Annotated in this window: 15 protein-coding genes; 8 read left to right on the forward strand and 7 right to left on the reverse strand. The window is 63.7% G+C overall.

What is annotated here, in order from left to right:
* Nucleotides 1-75: 75 nt before the first annotated feature.
* The 5 genes from xylB to RHIBR816_RS0106405 all read right to left on the reverse strand — a co-directional run bounded on the left by xylB (nt 76) and on the right by RHIBR816_RS0106405 (nt 6,783).
* Complete coding sequence (gene xylB, locus RHIBR816_RS0106380; protein WP_018235704.1) at nt 76-1,530, reverse strand: xylulokinase; 1,455 nt, start codon at nt 1,528-1,530, stop codon at nt 76-78.
* A gap of 10 nt (nt 1,531-1,540) precedes the next feature.
* The gene (locus tag RHIBR816_RS0106385; RefSeq protein ID WP_018235705.1) at nt 1,541-2,578 is read right to left on the reverse strand and encodes a LacI family DNA-binding transcriptional regulator; all 1,038 of its coding nucleotides are present in this window, start codon (nt 2,576-2,578) and stop codon (nt 1,541-1,543) included.
* 96 nt (nt 2,579-2,674) lie between these two features.
* Nucleotides 2,675-3,790: a metallophosphoesterase gene (locus RHIBR816_RS0106390; protein WP_018235706.1), complete on the reverse strand. Its 1,116-nt coding sequence runs from the start codon at nt 3,788-3,790 to the stop codon at nt 2,675-2,677.
* Between the two features lie 167 nt (nt 3,791-3,957).
* Nucleotides 3,958-5,547, reverse strand: a complete 1,590-nt coding sequence (locus RHIBR816_RS0106395; RefSeq protein WP_026186702.1) for a DHA2 family efflux MFS transporter permease subunit — start codon at nt 5,545-5,547, stop codon at nt 3,958-3,960.
* 21 nt (nt 5,548-5,568) lie between these two features.
* Nucleotides 5,569-6,783 carry an HlyD family secretion protein gene (locus RHIBR816_RS0106405; RefSeq protein WP_018235709.1) on the reverse strand — a complete coding sequence of 405 codons (1,215 nt, stop codon included), beginning with the start codon at nt 6,781-6,783 and terminating at the stop codon, nt 5,569-5,571.
* Between the two features lie 246 nt (nt 6,784-7,029).
* On the opposite strand from RHIBR816_RS0106405, the gene RHIBR816_RS0106410 reads away from it, so the two are divergent.
* Nucleotides 7,030-7,719: a TetR/AcrR family transcriptional regulator gene (locus tag RHIBR816_RS0106410; protein ID WP_018235710.1), complete on the forward strand. Its 690-nt coding sequence runs from the start codon at nt 7,030-7,032 to the stop codon at nt 7,717-7,719.
* Between the two features lie 15 nt (nt 7,720-7,734).
* On the opposite strand, the gene RHIBR816_RS0106415 is transcribed toward RHIBR816_RS0106410, so the two are convergent.
* On the reverse strand, nt 7,735-8,112 hold the full coding sequence (locus tag RHIBR816_RS0106415; RefSeq protein ID WP_018235711.1) for a VOC family protein: 378 nt from the start codon (nt 8,110-8,112) through the stop codon (nt 7,735-7,737).
* Between the two features lie 168 nt (nt 8,113-8,280).
* On the opposite strand from RHIBR816_RS0106415, the gene RHIBR816_RS0106420 reads away from it, so the two are divergent.
* The 4 genes from RHIBR816_RS0106420 to lysS all read left to right on the forward strand — a co-directional run bounded on the left by RHIBR816_RS0106420 (nt 8,281) and on the right by lysS (nt 13,505).
* Nucleotides 8,281-9,120: an AraC family transcriptional regulator gene (locus RHIBR816_RS0106420; protein ID WP_018235712.1), complete on the forward strand. Its 840-nt coding sequence runs from the start codon at nt 8,281-8,283 to the stop codon at nt 9,118-9,120.
* A 224-nt stretch (nt 9,121-9,344) separates the two neighbouring features.
* Nucleotides 9,345-10,100, forward strand: a complete 756-nt coding sequence (locus RHIBR816_RS0106425; protein WP_018235713.1) for a TerC family protein — start codon at nt 9,345-9,347, stop codon at nt 10,098-10,100.
* 440 nt (nt 10,101-10,540) lie between these two features.
* Complete coding sequence (gene gltX, locus RHIBR816_RS0106430; protein ID WP_018235714.1) at nt 10,541-11,998, forward strand: glutamate--tRNA ligase; 1,458 nt, start codon at nt 10,541-10,543, stop codon at nt 11,996-11,998.
* A gap of 10 nt (nt 11,999-12,008) precedes the next feature.
* Nucleotides 12,009-13,505: a lysine--tRNA ligase gene (lysS, locus tag RHIBR816_RS0106435; RefSeq protein ID WP_018235715.1), complete on the forward strand. Its 1,497-nt coding sequence runs from the start codon at nt 12,009-12,011 to the stop codon at nt 13,503-13,505.
* A gap of 83 nt (nt 13,506-13,588) precedes the next feature.
* Here lysS and RHIBR816_RS0106440 read toward each other — a convergent pair whose 3' ends face one another.
* Entirely contained in the window at nt 13,589-14,251 is a 663-nt protein-coding gene (locus tag RHIBR816_RS0106440; protein ID WP_026186703.1) for a hypothetical protein, read from the reverse strand.
* Between the two features lie 165 nt (nt 14,252-14,416).
* Between RHIBR816_RS0106440 and RHIBR816_RS0106445 the strand changes: the two genes are divergently transcribed.
* The 3 genes from RHIBR816_RS0106445 (at nt 14,417) to RHIBR816_RS0106455 (ending at nt 17,798) form a co-directional block, all read left to right on the forward strand.
* Nucleotides 14,417-15,676, forward strand: a complete 1,260-nt coding sequence (locus RHIBR816_RS0106445) for an FAD-binding oxidoreductase (protein WP_018235717.1) — start codon at nt 14,417-14,419, stop codon at nt 15,674-15,676.
* 79 nt (nt 15,677-15,755) lie between these two features.
* The gene (locus tag RHIBR816_RS0106450; protein ID WP_018235718.1) at nt 15,756-16,709 is read left to right on the forward strand and encodes a nucleoside hydrolase; all 954 of its coding nucleotides are present in this window, start codon (nt 15,756-15,758) and stop codon (nt 16,707-16,709) included.
* A 78-nt stretch (nt 16,710-16,787) separates the two neighbouring features.
* On the forward strand, nt 16,788-17,798 hold the full coding sequence (locus RHIBR816_RS0106455) for a ligase-associated DNA damage response exonuclease (protein ID WP_026186704.1): 1,011 nt from the start codon (nt 16,788-16,790) through the stop codon (nt 17,796-17,798).
* The last annotated feature ends 3 nt before the right edge of the window (nt 17,799-17,801 follow it).

Genomic DNA, 17,801 nt, shown 5'->3' on the forward strand with positions numbered 1-17,801 from the left:
GGAACCGGCCATTTGGTGGAAAGTAATCGATTTCATTCTTGCATTCGGGCGACCCGGGGCAGGCCGGGAGCCTGGTTACATCGTCGCTCCCCTGATCGCAGGATAGAGCCGGCGGTAGCGCTGGTAGGCGTCCTCATAGGCAGCCACCAGCGACGCATCCGGCGCAATCGTCTCCGCCGTTTTCGGCGCAAAGCAGGTGGCGACCGGGTCGGCGCCGGTCGCGGCGACCAGACCGAGCCGCGCCGCGCCGAAAGCAGCACCGAAATCGCCGTCGGCCGGCAGGTCCACCGGCAGGTCGAGCGCGGTCGCGATCGACTTCAGCCAGTAGCGCGACCGCGACCCGCCGCCGATCGCGGTGACGCGCGTGAGCCGCGTGCCGGCCGTGCGCAGCGCTTCCAGGCTGTCGCGGATCGCGAAGGACACGCCTTCGAGCACCGCCTGCGTCAGCGCGGCGCGGGAACTTTCATGACCTAGCCCGGCAAAGGCGCCGCGGATCGCTGCATCATTGTGCGGCGTCCGCTCGCCGGAGAGGTAAGGCAGGAAAGTCACGGAACCCGGCGCCTTGAGCGTGTCGCCCAGTTCGCCGGTCAGGTCGGCGGCGCTTCTGCCGGTGATCCCGGAATGCCAGTTCAGCGCATCGGTCGCCGAGAGGATCACCCCCATCTGGTGCCAGGTGTTGGGCAGCGCATGGCAGAAGGCGTGAACGGCGCTCTCCGGATTGGGAAGATAGCTGGCATTGGCGGCAAACAGCACGCCCGAAGTGCCGAGCGAGACGAAGGCCTGCCCCTCGCCGACCGTGCCCATGCCGCAGGCAGACGCCGCATTGTCACCGGCGCCGCCGGCGATAACGACGCCCGGACCCATCCCCCAGCCGCTGGCAAGCTCCGGCCTGAGCATGCCGGCGCTGTCGGTCCCCTCAACAAGCGTCGGCATCTGCCGCTCTTCGAGATTGGTCGCGGCAAGCAGGCTCTCCGACCATTGGCGCTTGCCGGTGTCGAGCCAGGCGGTGCCGGCTGAATCCGACATTTCCGACATGTGCTCGCCGGTCAGCCACAGGCGGAGATAGTCCTTGGGCAGGAGCACCCAGCGCACCTTGGCAAAGGTTTCCGGCTCGTTCTCGCGCACCCAGGCGAGCTTCGGCGCGGTAAAGCCGGGGAAGACGATATTGCCAGTCAGCGCCCGGAACTGCGGATCGCTGTCGAGGTCGGCGGCCTGGCGGTAGCTGCGCGTGTCGTTCCAGAGAATGCAGGGACGCAGCACCGTATCGTTCTCGTCCAGCAGCGTCGCGCCGTGCATCTGGCCGGAAAGACCGATACCGCGCACCGCCGCAAGCGCCTGCGGATGCGCCTGCTTGAGACCGTTGATCGCTTCTTCGGCGGCGCGAGACCAGTCGGCCGGGTTCTGTTCCGACCAGCCGGGATGCGGCCGCGCGACGTCGAGCGCTGCCGAGGCGGAGCCGACGATCCGTTGCCCGCCATCGATCAGCATGGCCTTGACGCCGGACGTGCCGAGATCCAGTCCGAGGTACATGGGTGTCCTCCTATGCCTGCCCGTTCGGCAGGTTGTCCTTCAGAAAAATGTCGATGCGGATGCGTTCCTGCGCCTCGATCACCGGCAATCCGTCCGCCTTGGCCTTCAGCACCCGGATCGCACTGCGAATCTCGTGCCCCGCATCCTGGTTGAGCAGCACGTCGATGGTTCCCGACAGAAGAGCGGCCCGGCTATGGGGCGTGAGTTCGTGGGCGATCGCGCAGACAGTCTTGGCCCTGCCCGCTCGTTCGAGCGCCGCGACCAGGCCGCGATTGCCAGCGCCAAGACTGTAGATGCCGGCAAGGTCCGGGTGGCGTTCGAGGAGTGCGGCGACGAGTTTCTCGACGAGGGTCGCGTCGTCCTGTCCCTCGACCACCGGCAGCACCTGACGGGCGCTGAAGCATTCGCCCAAGACCGCTTCGAAGCCTTCCAGCCGCTCCCTATGGTCGCGCACCAGCATCGAGCCGGCCACGACCGCGACCGGCCCCTCGCGGCCGCCGAGGAAGCGGCCCATCAGATTCCCGGCAGTGCGCCCGGCCGCGATATTGTCAACGCCGGCGAAATGATCGCGTGCCGATCCCGGCAGGTCCGAGACGAGGGTGACGACGACAATGCCGTCATCGCGCAGACGCTTGACCGCTCGCGTCACCTCCGGGGCGTCGATCGCAACGACGGCAACGCCGGCGGGCCGCCGTCGATGCGCCTCCGCCAAGGCATCAGCCAAGGCGCGCGCGTCGAAGGCAGGGACGCAGAGGAGCGCTATTTCCGTCCTCTCGGCCGGCGAGCGCGCCATCGCCGCCCGCACCTCCGCCTCGAGGCCGCGCATGAAGGCGTTTTCACCGGCGGGAAGGATGAAAATCAGCGGATAGCTGCGGCCCTTGGCAAGATTGGCCGCGGCCACGTCACGCACATAACCGAGCGTCGCGATCGCCCTCTCGACCTTGTCGCGCGTCACCGACCGGACACCCGGACGGTTGTTCAGAACGCGGTCGACGGTCGCCAGGCTGACGCCCGCTTCTGCTGCAATATCGTGAACGGTCGGTCGCATCTCTTCCTCCTGCAGACCCCTTAGAGGAAGTTTTGATGTACGTAAATCAAAAATTTCGAGATAACTGAGAAGCCTGCAATCTTGCGCGCCTACGTCTCAGACGAAGCGCTTGCTGAAGGCGTGCGTGAATGCGACATGGCCGGTCTCGCCACGCGCCTCAGCAAAGACGACATCGAGGAATTTCTCGGTCACCCGCACCAGTGCGAAACCGCCGAGATAGGCCGCTTTGGGCTTGAAGATGTCGAGTTCGCCGGCGCGATAGGCCATCACCCGGTCATGCTCGTGGCCATGGAAGAGCCCGACGACATTGTAGCCCTTGAGCACCGCGAGCAAGGCATCGCGCTCAGCCGGCTTCCACCAATGCGGCTCGCCATCGCCCTGGTCGTCGAAGGTTTTTGCCGCAGCGTCCCAGACCTCGGTCGAGAACGCATCCCATCCATAGTGCTGGAACAGCACGACGGGTCGGCCGTCCGCGGCGTAGGCAGCAAGATCGCGCTTCAGCCAGGGCAGGCCGCTCACAGCTCCCTTGCGCTCGTCGCCGCCGAAACGTTGCAATTGCACGAGATGAAGGCCTCCCCAGTCCCAGGCGTAATTGTCCGATAGCGGATCGTAGTTGGCGACCGGCACCGGCGGCCGGTAGAACACCGACTGGCGATGGGTGAGTTCGACATAGTCTCGCAATTCCCGGCGATACCAGTCGGTGTTCGGAGGCGCGCCATCCTGGTCGAGATCATGGTTTCCGAGGCCGACATAGACGGGATAGTGAATGTGGTGCGGGCCGAGCCCATGTTCGTAGCGGCTCTGGAACTGCTGTAGCTGCCGGCCTTCGCGCGGCTCGCGAACCTGGCCGCCGCCGTCGTCGGTGATATCGCCGCCCAGCACCAGGCCAAAGGGCCGGACGATCTTCGTTCCGGCGCTCGCAAGACCGCTGGGCTTTCCGTTGATCGTTTCCGGCCAATGCTGTCCGGGAACGGCGTTGAGAGCCGCAATGTGGCGCAGCAGGTTGGCGTCGGTCTTGCCCTCCTGTTCGCAATTCGGCGCAAGGCCCTCCGTCGAAACGAGGCAGGCATGGATGTCGCAGGAAAAGAGAAATGTGGCATCGACTCGGGCCACTGCGGCACGGCCGCCGCCTCCCATCAGGGAAAGACCGAAGCCCGCCGCACTGGCAAGAAATGTCCGCCTGGATGGCTTGAGGAATAGTTTGTCGATCATCGCCTGTCCTGCACCTTGGTCAACGCGACGTCTCAAGGTTGGCGGGATAGTGCCGCAAGGTGTTTGGACCGTAAAGCATGCCATTCGTGCCGAATGCGCTCGCTGCGCGACCTTCTCCCCGCCCGCGGGAGAAGGTCGCGCAGCGGGATGAGGGGGAAACTCCCGCTTCAGTGCCCGCCGCCTCCGGGACCGGCGCCCTCCGGCCTCTTGATCATCACGACACCGATGATCATCGCCGCAAACAGGGCAGTCAGCAGCAGGAACACGTCGATGAAGGACATGATCACCGCCTGTTGCTGGACCATTGCGGCCAGTTGCTTGACGGCGGCCGTTGCGCCGTCGAGACCGTAGGCGTCGAAGTTCGACGCCATGTTGTTCAGCCGATCGACCGCCTCGAGATTGCCCCATTGGACGTGCTCGGCGAGCCGGGCGTAGTGGAAATCCTGGCGCTGCGTCAGGATCGTGTTGATGATCGCGAGACCGACGGCGCCGCCGAGATTGCGCGTCAGGTTGAAGAGGCCGGAGGCATTGCGGATGCGGGCCGGCGGCAACGTGCCGAGCGCGATATTGTTGATCGGCACCATGCAGAGCATCAGCGAGCAGCCGCGCAGGATCTGCGGCACGAGCAGCTCCCAGAAGTCCCAGTCGGCGGTCAACTGACTCATCGTCCAGGTGCCCGCCGCAAAACCCGCGAAGCCGATCGTCATCATCGCCCGCGGGTCGAGGCGGCCAGCCAGGAAGCCCGCAACCGGGGCCGTCAGGAACATGGCGAGGCCCGAGACGAACATGGTCTCGCCGATCATCAGCGAATCATAGCCGCGGATGCGTCCGAGATAGAGCGGATAGAGATAGGTAAGGCCATAGAGTCCTATGCCCATCACGAAGGAGAACAGCGAGCCGAACGTGAAATTTCGATTGGCGAAGGCCCGGAGGTCGACCACCGGAAACTCGACCTTGAACGCCCGATAGAAGAATATGACGGCGGCAATGGTCGCGGCAACCGCTCCAATGACGATATGGTCGTCATTGAACCAGTCGTTAGCATTGCCCTCCTCCAGCACGTATTCGAGCGAACCGAGGAAGACCGCCATCGAGAACAGCCCCCACCAGTCGAACTTCTTGATGAGGCCGAGTTCCGGCTCGTCGAAGTCGATGAAAATCCAGGTCAGGGTTGCGACGACGATGCCGGGAATGACGTTGACGAGGAACAGCCAATGCCAGGAAAAGGCATGGCTCAGATAGCCGCCAACGGTCGGGCCGATGGTCGGCGCGAGCGTCGCAATGAGGCCGATGATCGGAGAGACGATGTTGCGCTTCGACGGCGGGAAGATCGTGAAGGCGGCGGCGAAGACGGAGGGGATCATGCCGCCGCCGATGAAGCCCTGTATCACCCGGTAGACGATCATCTGATCGATATTGGTAGCGGTTGCGGCGAGCGCGCTGGAGGCCGTGAAGCCGGCGGCGGCGACGGAAAAGAGCACGCGCGTCGAGACGATGCGGGCGAGCGTGCCCGATAGCGGGATCATGATAACTTCGGCGATCAGGTAGGACGTCTGGACCCAGCCGATCTCGTCCGATCCGGCGGACAGGCCGGCCTGGATTTCGGCAAGCGAGGCCGAGACGATCTGGATGTCGAGGATCGCCATGAACATGCCGACCACCATCGCGAAAAAAGCGATGAGCCGCCGCGGATCCATGCGCTCCTCGGCCCCGGCGCCGCCTGTCGCCACCGGGCCTGCTGTTGCCGTCGCAGCCATGTCCGCCACTCCTTCGCGCGCCTACTTCGCCTCGGCGACCTTCGTCGCGTCGGGCGCGGTGCGGGTATCGACGTCGACCACGACACTCAGGCCCGCCCGGAGGTTGCCCTTGGCGAGCGCATCGGCCGGAAGCGTGATCCGAACCGGCACGCGCTGGATGATCTTGGTGAAGTTGCCGGTGGCGTTCTCCGCCGGCAGCAGCGAGAAGACAGAGCCGGAGGCCGGCGCAATCGATGCGACGGTGCCCTCGATCGGGTGCTCGTCATAGGCGTCGACATGCACCTGGACCTTCGATCCGGGTACTAGGTGGGCGATCTGCGTTTCCTTGAAATTCGCATCCACATAGAGCTGGTCCACAGGCACGAGCGCAGCCAGCCGCTGGCCGGCCGAGACGAGGTCGCCCACCTGGACGGCGACATTGCCGATGACGCCGTCATAGGGCGCCTTGAGCACGGTGAAGCCGAGGTCGCGGTTCGCCTTGTCACGCGCGAGCTCGAGCGACCGGATCGTGCTTTCCGATTCCGCGCGCTGCGCCTCGAGCACGGTGATGTTCGACTTGGCGGCCGCGATGTTGGCGTCGGCGCCGACGAGATTCGCCCGTGCCTGGTCGAGCGCGACCTGAGCGTTGTCGCGCGACGCGTCCGTTCCGAACGCCTTGGACTGGAGGTCGCTGGCGCGCTTCTGGGTCAGTTCCGCACCGCGTACTGATGCTTCGAAGGCCGTCTTCTGCGCCTCGGCCTGGTTCAGGCTTGCCTTGGCGCCGGCGATCTGCGCGTCGAAACGGCTGAGCGCCAGCTTCTGCGTCGCGATCTGCGCCTCGGCCTGTTCGGCCGCGATCCGGTAGTCGCCGTCCTCGAGCGTGACGAGCGGATCACCGGCCTTGACGTGCTGGTTGGCGACGACGTCGACCTTGGCCACATAGCCGGAGACCTTCGGTGAGATCGTCGCAATATCGCCCTCGACATAGGCGTCATCGGTCGAGACCATGAAGCGGCCGTTGGTCCACCAGTCGTAACCGTACCAAGCCCCGGCGGCGAGCAACGCCAGCCCGATGGCCGGAAGGATCGGCTTGCGGCGTTTCTTCTGAGGCGTCGCAGCTTCAGTGGCGGGACGCTCCGCCACCGCAGGAGCCTCGCCGGTCGGGGTCTTGGCCTCCGTGCTCGGGACATCGGCGACTTCGAAATCGTCGCCGACAGGACGGACGCGCGCAACGCTAGACGTGCTGGAGGGGGACATGAGACACCGTTCTGGCTAAATTAGCTAAATTAAACTGAACCGTTCGGTTCGATCGACCTTGACATAATGCCTTTCGCGTCGCATATCAAGAGCAAATCGAACCGCTCGGTTCGAAATGATGGGCAAGGTAAAAAATCGGCGGAACCTTCGCCGCGCCACTTGCTTTCATCGGCATCGATCACGTTTATGGTTCCGGAGGGAATTCAGAGCCTTGGTGATCTAGAGGAGTGGACACGTCCGGCGATCATGACGTCAGCGAAAAGCGCACCGCAGGAGAAATCCCTGCAACAGGAACAGCATATTTCGAGCGGCGGCCGTCGCGTCGCGGGCGAGGATCCGGTCAAACGCGAGCAGATTCTCGAAGGTGCCAAGCGCGTCTTCATGCGCAGCAATTTCGATGCCGCCAGCATGAACGACATCAGCCGCGAGGCGGGCGTTTCCAAGGGCACGCTTTACGTCTATTTCGAGAACAAGGAGGACCTGTTCGAAGCGCTCATTGCCCAGGAGCGCGGCCGAATCGTCAGCACCATCAAGCAGTCGCTAAACGACATTGAGCCGATCGAAGAAGCACTTCACGATTTCGCCGTCACACTCGTAACCAGCATAACCTCAGACTACACGATCCGCGCCATGAGGACCGTGATTGGCGTAATCGACCGGATGCCGCGGCTGGCGCAACGTTTCTTCACCGCAACGCCCGAAAACGGCTATACGGTGCTGAAGGCCTATCTCGAGCAGCAGAAATCGGCAGCCAGGCTGTCGATCGACGATACGGAATTGGCCGCCAAACAGTTCATCGAACTCTGCATGGCCGGCCTGTTCAAGGGCCGTCTCTTCGGGATGTGCGAAGCGGTTCCGCCAGAACAGATCGAAAAGAACGTCGCCTCGGCCATCCGTGTTTTCATGGCCGCCTATGGCCGGCGGAACGAGGCTTAGACGAAACCGAAGGGGCTAAGCCGGGCTGCACATCTGCAGCCGATTGCCGAAGGGATCGTAGAAGCTCGCGAAGGTGACGAAGCCGGGAAAGACCTCAGCATCCTCGCACCGGACGCCGCGGCGGCGCAGGTCCTCGACCGCCGCATGGCAGTCCTCGACATTCAAGACGAGCGTCGTCCCCGTCGAGGGCGTCCAGCCGCTCTCCGCCAAAGTCACCGAAATGTTGCCGTCGACGCCGCCGGCGGAGAATTCGATCCAGCCCGCTTCTGGCAGGTCGTAGAGCGGCGGCCCGAATCCGAGCACCTTCCCATAGAACTCGCGGGCACGATCAAGGTCGGTCACCGAAATCGAGACCACATTGATGCCGCGAAAGAGAGGGCCGGTGAATGCCATGACCTCCGATGTAGGACGCGGACTCCGTTCGTCCAGCCTGGACGATCGGGAAGGCCAGAGGACCGAATTTGCCGTCGGCAAGCTTCGCCGATTAAAATCCAGCAACCGCGATCAAACGCGTCCTCCGATAAATCCGTAAAAGCTAGGTCGCTTGCCACGGGAGTGAACATGAGTGCCATCGGACGGGCGATCTGGTTCATCGAGAGCCACTTCGCCAAGGATATTTCGCTGGAGCGGATTGCCGACGCCGCCGGCCTGTCGCGCTATCATCTGTCGCGCGTCTTCGGTCTTGCGACCGGCCATTCGATCAGCGCCTATATCCGCGGGCGCCGCCTGAGTTCGGCGGCGCTTCGCCTTGCCGACGGCAACTCCACCATTCTCGAGGCGGCCCTCGATGCGGGCTACGGCTCGCACGAGGCATTCACCCGTGCCTTTCGCGAACAATTCGGGGTCACGCCCGAGTCGATCCGCAAGCAGAGGCATGTCTGCAATATCGAACTTGTGGAGCCCATCAGGATGGACGATACGCGCAATCCGAAGATCGAACCGCCGCGCTTCGAGGAGGGCCCTGCCCTGCTCCTCGCCGGCCTTGAAGAAACCTATGCCTACAGTCGCACCGAAGGCATTCCCTCGCTCTGGCAGCGCTTCAATGCCCACTTCGGTCATATTCCGGGCCAGCGCGGCAATGTCGCCTACGGCGTCTGCACCCATTCGGATGCCGAAGCCGGAAGCTTCCGCTACATGGCGGCCGTCGAAGTCGCAGATGTGGACGCATTGCCGAACGGGTTTTCGACCCTGAAGCTGCCGAAGCAACGCTATGCGGTGTTCCTGCATCGCGGCCACATCTCGGCGATCTCGGCCACGGCCCATCACATCTTCACAACCTGGTTTCCGCAGTCCGGGCTCGAGCACGGCGAAACGCCCGATCTCATGGAACGTTACGACGAGCGGTTCGACCCGGATTCCGGCACGGGCGTCGTCGAAATGTGGGTTCCGATAAAACAGTAAACGGTAAAACGCTGCCGCAAAACCGCGGCAGCGCTTGCCACATCGGCGCTACTCCTTAAATACTGCGGCGAGCCTGGCGCGGCGACGCGCCCTGGAGGGGAAAGGTGTGCGCGGTTTCCGCCCGCATTCCGCTCCGGTTTGTTGGAACCGATCACGTCCACTGATGTTGGGGTCGCTTCGACACGACATCCGTGAGCGTCAGTTAGAAAGGAACAGTTCGCCCGATGCAGGAAATCCTCACGCTCGCCCAAAGCCCGGAGGCTTGGATCGCTCTCATTACGCTCATAGTGATGGAAGTCGTCCTCGGCATCGACAACCTGATCTTCATTTCGATCCTGACCAACAAGCTGCCTGCCGAGAACCGCGTCAGCGCCCGGCGCATCGGCATCGGCCTCGCGCTCGTCATGCGCCTGGCACTGCTCGGCACGATCGCCTGGATCGTGCAACTGACCCAGCCGGTCTTCGAAGCCTTCGGCCACGGCTTTTCCTGGAAGGACATGATCCTGATCGCCGGCGGCCTTTTCCTCGTCTGGAAGGCGACGAAGGAAATTCACCACAATGTCGATCCGAGCGATCACGACGAGGACTTCATCGCGAGCTCGGCGATCAATGGCTTCACGGCGGCGATCGGCCAGATCCTGCTGCTCGACCTGGTCTTCTCCGTCGACAGCATCATCACCGCCGTCGGCATGACGCCGCATCTGCCGATCATGGTTATCGCCGTCGTCGTCGCCGTCACGGTGATGCTTGTTGCAGCCAATCCGCTTGCCAACTTCATCGAAAGGAACCCGACGATCGTCATGCTGGCGCTCGCCTTCCTGCTGATGATCGGCACGACGCTGATCGCCGAGGGCATGGGCTTCCACGTACCGAAGGGCTACGTCTATGCCGCCATGGCCTTCTCGGCACTGGTCGAAATCCTCAACATGATCGCTCGCAACGCGCGCCTGAGAAAGCAGCGGTCCAAGAAGCTGCATTGACGGTTGCCTTTGGGCACACCGCGAAAAGGCCCGCATTCACATGGAATGCGGGCCTCGTGCTGCGGGAGGTAGGTGAGGATACGGGCTGGACGGGTCAGGAGCTCGCCTGCCATTTCGTTGGCCACGGGAAGAAACCGGCAAAATTCCCGTGTTCTCCAGGTCCGTCGCGTCCGGTTGTCACAGTCCGCCTCCTCGCAGGTGATAACGCAGTCGCGCCGCTAGCGTTCCAATACTTGTTCGGCTCAGCGGCGACGAAGCGTGCGCCTTCCTCTTTCCGTTGACATACGGGACTTTCTATGGTCTCACCCCTGCCGACTGGAATTGCCCGCCGATACCGCTCAAGCGGCACCCTTGCGGGCCTTCCTTCCCATAAAAAAGCGCCCGGAAGCTGGTGGGCACTCCGGCAAGGGCTCAAGAGCACCTCAAGACGGGCATAGACCATGGCAGATTCTGCAGTCCGGGTACGCATTGCACCCTCCCCCACCGGTGAACCGCATGTCGGCACCGCCTATATCGCGCTGTTCAACTATCTGTTTGCGAAGAAGCACGGCGGCGAATTCATCCTGCGCATCGAGGACACCGACGCGACGCGCTCGACGCCGGAGTTCGAGAAGAAGGTGCTGGATGCGCTGAAGTGGTGCGGCCTGGAGTGGTCGGAAGGCCCGGATATCGGCGGCCCCTATGGGCCCTATCGGCAGAGCGACCGCAAGGACATCTACAAGCCCTTTGTCGAGAAGATCGTCGAAAACGGCCACGGCTTCCGCTGCTTCTGCACGCCCGAGCGGCTGGAGCAGATGCGCGAAGCGCAGCGCGCCGCCGGCAAGCCGCCGAAATATGACGGCCTGTGCCTCAGCCTCTCCGCCGAGGAGGTAACCTCGCGCGTTAGCGCCGGCGAGCCGCATGTGGTGCGAATGAAGATCCCGACGGAAGGATCCTGCAAGTTCCACGACGGCGTCTATGGCGATGTCGAGATCCCGTGGGATGCGGTCGACATGCAGGTGCTGCTCAAGGCCGACGGCATGCCGACCTATCACATGGCGAACGTTGTCGACGACCACCTGATGAAGATCACCCATGTCGCGCGTGGCGAGGAATGGCTCGCCTCGGTGCCGAAGCACATCCTGATCTACCAATATCTCGGCCTCGAACCGCCGAAGTTCATGCACCTGTCGCTGATGCGCAATGCCGACAAGTCGAAGCTGTCGAAGCGCAAGAACCCGACGTCGATCTCCTATTACACGGCGCTCGGCTACCTGCCGGAAGCGCTGATGAACTTCCTTGGCCTGTTCTTCATCCAGATCGCCGAGGGTGAAGAACTGCTGACCGTCGACGAACTGGCAGAAAAGTTCGATCCGGAAAACCTGTCGAAGGCCGGCGCGATCTTCGATATCCAGAAGCTCGACTGGCTGAACGCCCGCTGGATCCGCGAGAAGCTCTCGGAAGACGAGTTTGCCGCCCGTGTCCTCGCCTGGGCGTCGGAGAACGACCGTCTCAAGGAGGGCCTGAAGCTCTCGCAGTCGCGCATCTCGAAGCTCGGCGAACTGCCGGACCTCGCCGCCTTCCTCGTCAAGTCGGATCTCGGACTGCAGCCGACCGCCTTCGCCGGTGTGAAGGCCTCGCCCGAAGAAATGCTGGAAGTGCTGAACACCGTTCAGCCGGACCTCGAAAAGATCCTCGAATGGAACAAGGAATCGATCGAGACCGAACTGCGCGCCAGCGCCGAGCGGATGGGCAAGAAGCTGAAAGCCGTCGTCGCTCCCCTGTTCGTCGCCGTCTCGGGGTCGCAGCGCTCGCTGCCGCTCTTCGATTCGATGGAACTGCTCGGCCGCGCCGTGGTGCGCCAGCGTCTCAAGGTGGCGGCACAAGTGGTCGCCTCCATGGTGGGCAGCGGGAAGTAAGGACGATACCATGAACGAGAAGACTGAAACCGCCGGCCTTTCCTCCGACGCCACGGAAGTGCGCGCCCAGAAGCTCGACCTGCTGCGCGAGCAGATCGGCGACGTCTACCCGGCGCATTTCCACCGCACGCTGACCAATGCGGAACTCGCGGAAAAATATGCCGGGCTCGAGCCGGACACGGAAAGCGGCGATATGGTGACGGTTGCCGGCCGCGTCTTCTCCTCGCGCAATTCTGGCATGTTCATGGATATCCATGACGCCTCCGGCAAGATCCAGATCTTCTCGCACAAGGACACGGCGCCGGAGGAAGCGCGCGCGCTGCTGCCGATGATCGACCTCGGCGACATCATCGGCGTCACCGGCGAGGTGCGCCGCACCAAGCGCGGCGAGCTGACGGTGAATGCCAAGGCAATCACCATGCTCTGCAAGTCGCTGCTGCCGATGCCGGAGAAGTATCACGGGCTAGCCGACATCGAGACGCGCTACCGCAAGCGCTATCTCGACATCATGGTCAACGAGGAATCGAAGCTGCGCTTCCAGCAGCGAAGCCGCATCGTTTCCGGTATTCGCCGCTTCCTCGAGGACGAAGGCTTCATGGAAGTCGAGACGCCGATGCTGCAGCCGATCTACGGCGGCGCCACGGCCGAGCCGTTCAAGACGCATCACAACACGCTGAAGCTCGACATGTATCTGCGCATCGCGCCCGAGCTTTACCTGAAGCGCGTGCTGGTTTCCGGCCTCACCGACAAGGTTTTCGAGATCAACCGCAACTTCCGCAACGAAGGCGTCTCCACCCGGCACAACCCGGAATTCACGATGATGGAGTGCTACTGGGCCTATGCCGATTACGAGGACATGATGGGCCTCGTCGAACGCCTGTTCGAGAAGTTGGCGCTGGCGGTTCATGGCACGACCGAATTCGAGTTCGGCGACAAACAGCTCTCGTTCAAGGGCCCATTCCAGCGCGTCTCGATGCCGGCGGCCGTCAAGGACGCGACCGGCATCGACTTCCTTGCCATCCGGTCCGACGAGGAAGCCCGGCAGGCGGCGCGCAATGCCGGCTTTGAGATCGAGAAGGATGCGACCTGGGGCGAGGTCCTCGCCTTCATCTTCGAGGAGAAGGTCGAAGCCACGCTGATCCAGCCGGCCCACGTCATCCATTTCCCGAAGGACATCTCGCCCTTCGCCAAGGAGGTGCCGGGCGAGCCGCGGCTCGTCGAGCGCTTCGAGACCTATTGCAACGGCTGGGAGATCGGCAACGCCTTCTCCGAGCTCAACGACCCGGTCGAGCAGCGCGCCCGCATGGTCGAGCAGATGGAGCAGGCGCACGCCCGCGGCGAAAAGGAAAAGACGCTCGACGAGGACTTCCTCGACGCCATGGACCAGGGCATGCCGCCCGCCGGTGGCCTCGGCATCGGTGTCGACCGGCTGATCATGTTGCTGACCAACTCGCCGTCAATCCGCGACATCATCCTGTTCCCGGCCCGTCGTCATAAGGGCGATTGAGCCGGAGCAATAAGCCTCGACAGGACAAGCCCATTGCGCAAGCGATGGGCTTTTTTGTGTCTTGTGGAAATAATCGGGAGGGGTCAGTGTCCGCCGTGCGCTTCGGCACTCGCGGCCGGATGGTCGCTGGATTTCGGAGCCACTGGAGCCTCCGCACCTTCTGCCTGGGCCTCGGCCGCAGTCGGATCGATGCAGAGGGACCGATCGTCCATCTTGGCCATGATGGTCTGAACCTCGTCGAGGCCGAGACTCACGACCTTGCCATGGAACATGCCGTCCGGATTGGCCGCGCCGTCGTTGTAGGAAGCCCGGAACGGTTCGTCCATGCCCTTGACGCTCTGCGGACCGGGCGCGAACAGCACCTCGGCCCCGATCGCGGCACCGCGCACCGAAGCGCGATCCTCGGGACCCGCCGCATCGAGCACGACGACCTGATAGAGATCGGCTTGCTCCTTGCCGGCAAGTGCGCCGACGACGCGCAGTGCCGTGCGGACACGATCCGGTCCGCCGGCCCTGTCGGTCTTCACATGCATGCGGATCCAGCGCTGCCCGCGGTGGTCGAGCTTCAGCGTCCTCAGCGTCGTGCATTCGAGACCCGAGGCGGAGGGCTCCGAAAGGTGCGCTGCAAGCCTGTCACGCCCGACATAGACGGCAGCGCCGCCGGAGGCGGCCGAAACGGCAAAGGCCGTGGCGAGGATCACAACGAGCCGCTTCGAAGGACGCAATTTACTCAGGATAGCCTTCACAGGCGGCTCCGCTGTGGACGCAAATACAAGAAAAGACAGAACGGTCTCGAAGATAGGCGAACACCCTTTCGGAAAGTTTAAGCGGACGGACGCAAGACACTTGCTCTCCTGCCCGTCATCACTAAAAAACGAAGCGTCATTTCTCGATTTGGACCCGGGGGGATCATGGCGCGTATTGGAATCGTCGGAGCGGGTATCATCGGCTGCGCCTCGGCGGCGCATCTCATCGCCGAAGGTCACGCGGTCACTGTGTTCGAGAAGGACGTCGACGGCCTGCCCGCCTCCGTTGGTAATGCCGGCATCCTCGCCGTTCCGGAGATCGATCCGATGGCCCGCCCCGAAATGCTCTTCGCGGCGCCGAAATGGCTCGTCGATCCGCTCGGTCCGCTGACGCTGCGCTGGCAGGACCTGCCGGCCCTGACGCCGTGGCTCTTCCGTTTGCTTCTTTCGGCTCGGCCCGCCCAGGTGGAACGTTCCCGGCAGGCTCTGCTCGGCCTGATGCGCGACGCTCTCGCCGCACATCAGGCACTGGCGAGGCTCTGCGGCATTTCGGGCCATATGCGGCCGACCGGAGCGCTTACGATCTTCGACAGCGAGGCCGCCCTCGACGCCGCGTTCCGGCACGATCAAGCAACCGCCCGGCTTCTCGGCTTCACCGTCGAACGGCTTGACGCCAGCACCGCTCGCGGCCGAGTCCCCGCGCTCGAGGGCGCCCTCGCCGGCGGGATCTTCAGCAGCGGATACCAGACGTTTATCGATCCCCTGAAACTGCTCCGCGACCTGCAGCACCACGTCCGGCAATACGGCACGCTCGTCGAAGCTGGCGTCGAGGCCGTCCAGCCCGGCGCCGAGGGGATCACGGTCGTCGCCGACACCGGCGAACGGCACGTGTTCGACAAGGTGGTGATCGCCGCCGGCGTCTGGTCGCGCACCCTCGTCCGCAAGCTTGGGCTGAAGGTGCAGTTGGAAACGGAGCGCGGTTACAACACCACCTTCGCCGATCCACCCGTAAAGCTTGAAATGCCGATCTTCTTCGCCGAGCACGGCTTCGTGGCAACGCCGCTCGACAACGCCCTGCGCATCGGCGGCGCCGTGGAACTGGCCCGGCCGGAGGCGCCGCCGAACTATGCGCGCGCCGCCGCCATGCGCCGGAAGATGCGCCGTTATGTGCCGGCTCTGCCGGAGAGTGGCGGCAAGGAATGGATGGGCAGGCGCCCCTCGACACCGGACTCGGTCCCGGTCATCAGCCTTCATCCGGGAGATTCCCGTATCGCCATGGCCTTCGGCCACGGACATCTCGGCCTGACGCTCTCGGCGATCACCGGCGCAAAGATCGCCGCGCTCCTGTCGAAGGGCGCCGGCACCGACCTTCAACCCTTCAGCATCGGCCGTTTCCAGCAGCGCCAAACGACGTCCCCCGATTGACTTTCGCCTGCAGCTTGCCCATTGCCGCCGGCACAGACGATCAAGTTCAGACTGAAAGCCCGCAGAGAAAGAGGACGATATGCACAAGGTTATTTTCGATACGGATCCCGGCGTCGACGACGCCATGGCCCTTCTCTTCCTGCACCGCCACCCCGATATCGACCTCATCGGCATCACCTCGGTGTTCGGCAACGCCTCCATTGAGACGACGACGCGCAACGCCCTCTTCCTGAAGCAGACCTGGGGCATTGCCGCACCGGTCGCCAAGGGCCTCGGCGAAATGTTCAATCCCGACCGGCCGCATATCGATTGGCCGACCGGCATCCACGGCCACGACGGCCTCGGCAACATCGACGTGCCGGACGCGATCGACCTGCCGCTCGATCGCCGCCCTGCCCATCGCTTCATCATCGACACGGTACGTGCCAACCCCGGAGAGGTGACGCTCGTCGCAGTCGGCCGCATGACCAATCTGGCGCGCGCCTTGCACGAAGACCCGAAGATCGCCGGCCTTGTAAAGGCCGTGGTGATCATGGGCGGTGCCTTCGACGTTCCCGGCAACATCACGCCGGCGGCCGAGGCCAACATCCATGGCGACCCGGAGGCAGCCGACGCGGTGATGACCGCGCAGTGGCCGGTGACGGTGATCGGCCTCGACGTCACCTTGCAAACGGTGATGACGCGCGCCGCGCTCGCCGACATTGCCGAGCGCGGCGGCAAGGCGGCGCAGCTTCTGGCCGACATCTCGCAGTTCTACATCATGTTCTACGAGCAGCATGTCATCGACGGCATGGTCGTGCACGACAGCTGCGCCTGCGCCTATGTCGTCGCACCTGAGCTTTTCCGCACCCGCAGCGGCGCGATTCGCGTACTGTGCGGCGGCATCGCCGACGGCCAGACCGTCCAGAAGCCGGACGGGCGGCTTTTCCCGCCGAATGCCTGGGACAATCTGCCGAGCCAAAAGGCGTGCATCGGCATCGATGCCGAGGCGGTGCTGAAGCTGATCGGCGATACACTGGCGAACGGTCGATAGGCTCTCGGTCTTTCTCAGCCGACGAAAAACTTGCCCGGATAGCTGGCAGGCACGCGCCTGCCGGCTATCTTTATGCGCATGAAGCCACAAGCATTGCTCTATCCCGCTCCGAAGGGACTCTATTGCGAGAAGGGAAACTTCTACATCGATCCGGTTCAACCGGTCGAAAGGGCGCTGATCACCCATGGCCATTCCGATCATGCCCGCGCCGGACATGGCCGCGTGCTCGCGACGCGCGAAACGCTGGACATCATGCGCATCCGCTACGGCGACGGCTTTTGCGATGAAAGCAACGTCGCCCGGCTCGGCGAAACGATCGCCATCAATGGCGTCCGGGTCTGCTTCCACCCGGCCGGTCATGTGCTCGGCTCCGCCCAGATCTCGGTCGAGGCGGGTGGGACGCGGATCGTCGTTTCGGGCGACTACAAGCGACGGCCAGACGCAACTTGCATGGCCTTCGAACCAGTCGCCTGCGATGTCTTCATCACCGAAGCGACATTCGGCCTGCCGGTCTTTCACCATCCGGACGACAAAGGGGAAATCGCCCGGCTTCTCGCGTCGCTGAAGCAGTTTCCCGAGCGGGCCCATGTGGTCGGGGCCTATGCCCTCGGCAAGGCACAGCGCGTCATCGCGCTGCTTCGTCAGCAGGGCTACGACGAGCCGATCCACATCCACGGGGCGCTTGCCAAACTCTGCGAATATTACCAGAGCCAAGGGATCGACCTCGGTGAACTCCGCCCGGCGACGCTCGAACGCGAAGCCCGACAGGATTTCGCCGGCTCAATCGTCCTCGGCCCGCCATCGGCCTTTGCTGACCGCTGGGCGCGGCGCTTTGCCGACCCCGTCGCCGTCTTCGCCTCCGGATGGATGCTCATTCGCCAGCGCGCCAAGCAGCGCGGCGTCGAACTGCCGCTGGTCATTTCCGACCATTGCGACTGGGCCGAACTGACCGGCACCATCCGCGACATCGCCCCGGCCGAGGTCTGGGTGACACATGGCCGCGAGGAAGCCCTGGTGCGCTGGTGCGAGTTGCAGGGTATCCCGGCGCGCCCGCTGCATCTCGTCGGCTACGACGACGAGGGGGAGTGACGG

The sequence above is a fragment of the Ensifer sp. BR816 genome (genome assembly GCF_000378985.1).
In the GTDB taxonomy this organism is placed as follows: domain Bacteria; phylum Pseudomonadota; class Alphaproteobacteria; order Rhizobiales; family Rhizobiaceae; genus Sinorhizobium.

What these genes read in the sequence shown, in the direction of transcription:
- xylB (WP_018235704.1), bottom strand. Translation starts at nt 1,530, where the DNA reads ATGTACCTCGGACTGGATCTCGGCACGTCCGGCGTCAAGGCCATGCTG.
- RHIBR816_RS0106385 (WP_018235705.1), bottom strand. Translation starts at nt 2,578, where the DNA reads ATGCGACCGACCGTTCACGATATTGCAGCAGAAGCGGGCGTCAGCCTG.
- RHIBR816_RS0106390 (WP_018235706.1), bottom strand. Translation starts at nt 3,790, where the DNA reads ATGATCGACAAACTATTCCTCAAGCCATCCAGGCGGACATTTCTTGCC.
- RHIBR816_RS0106395 (WP_026186702.1), bottom strand. Translation starts at nt 5,547, where the DNA reads ATGGCTGCGACGGCAACAGCAGGCCCGGTGGCGACAGGCGGCGCCGGG.
- RHIBR816_RS0106405 (WP_018235709.1), bottom strand. Translation starts at nt 6,783, where the DNA reads ATGTCCCCCTCCAGCACGTCTAGCGTTGCGCGCGTCCGTCCTGTCGGC.
- RHIBR816_RS0106410 (WP_018235710.1), top strand. Translation starts at nt 7,030, where the DNA reads ATGACGTCAGCGAAAAGCGCACCGCAGGAGAAATCCCTGCAACAGGAA.
- RHIBR816_RS0106415 (WP_018235711.1), bottom strand. Translation starts at nt 8,112, where the DNA reads ATGGCATTCACCGGCCCTCTCTTTCGCGGCATCAATGTGGTCTCGATT.
- RHIBR816_RS0106420 (WP_018235712.1), top strand. Translation starts at nt 8,281, where the DNA reads ATGAGTGCCATCGGACGGGCGATCTGGTTCATCGAGAGCCACTTCGCC.
- RHIBR816_RS0106425 (WP_018235713.1), top strand. Translation starts at nt 9,345, where the DNA reads ATGCAGGAAATCCTCACGCTCGCCCAAAGCCCGGAGGCTTGGATCGCT.
- gltX (WP_018235714.1), top strand. Translation starts at nt 10,541, where the DNA reads ATGGCAGATTCTGCAGTCCGGGTACGCATTGCACCCTCCCCCACCGGT.
- lysS (WP_018235715.1), top strand. Translation starts at nt 12,009, where the DNA reads ATGAACGAGAAGACTGAAACCGCCGGCCTTTCCTCCGACGCCACGGAA.
- RHIBR816_RS0106445 (WP_018235717.1), top strand. Translation starts at nt 14,417, where the DNA reads ATGGCGCGTATTGGAATCGTCGGAGCGGGTATCATCGGCTGCGCCTCG.
- RHIBR816_RS0106450 (WP_018235718.1), top strand. Translation starts at nt 15,756, where the DNA reads ATGCACAAGGTTATTTTCGATACGGATCCCGGCGTCGACGACGCCATG.
- RHIBR816_RS0106455 (WP_026186704.1), top strand. Translation starts at nt 16,788, where the DNA reads ATGAAGCCACAAGCATTGCTCTATCCCGCTCCGAAGGGACTCTATTGC.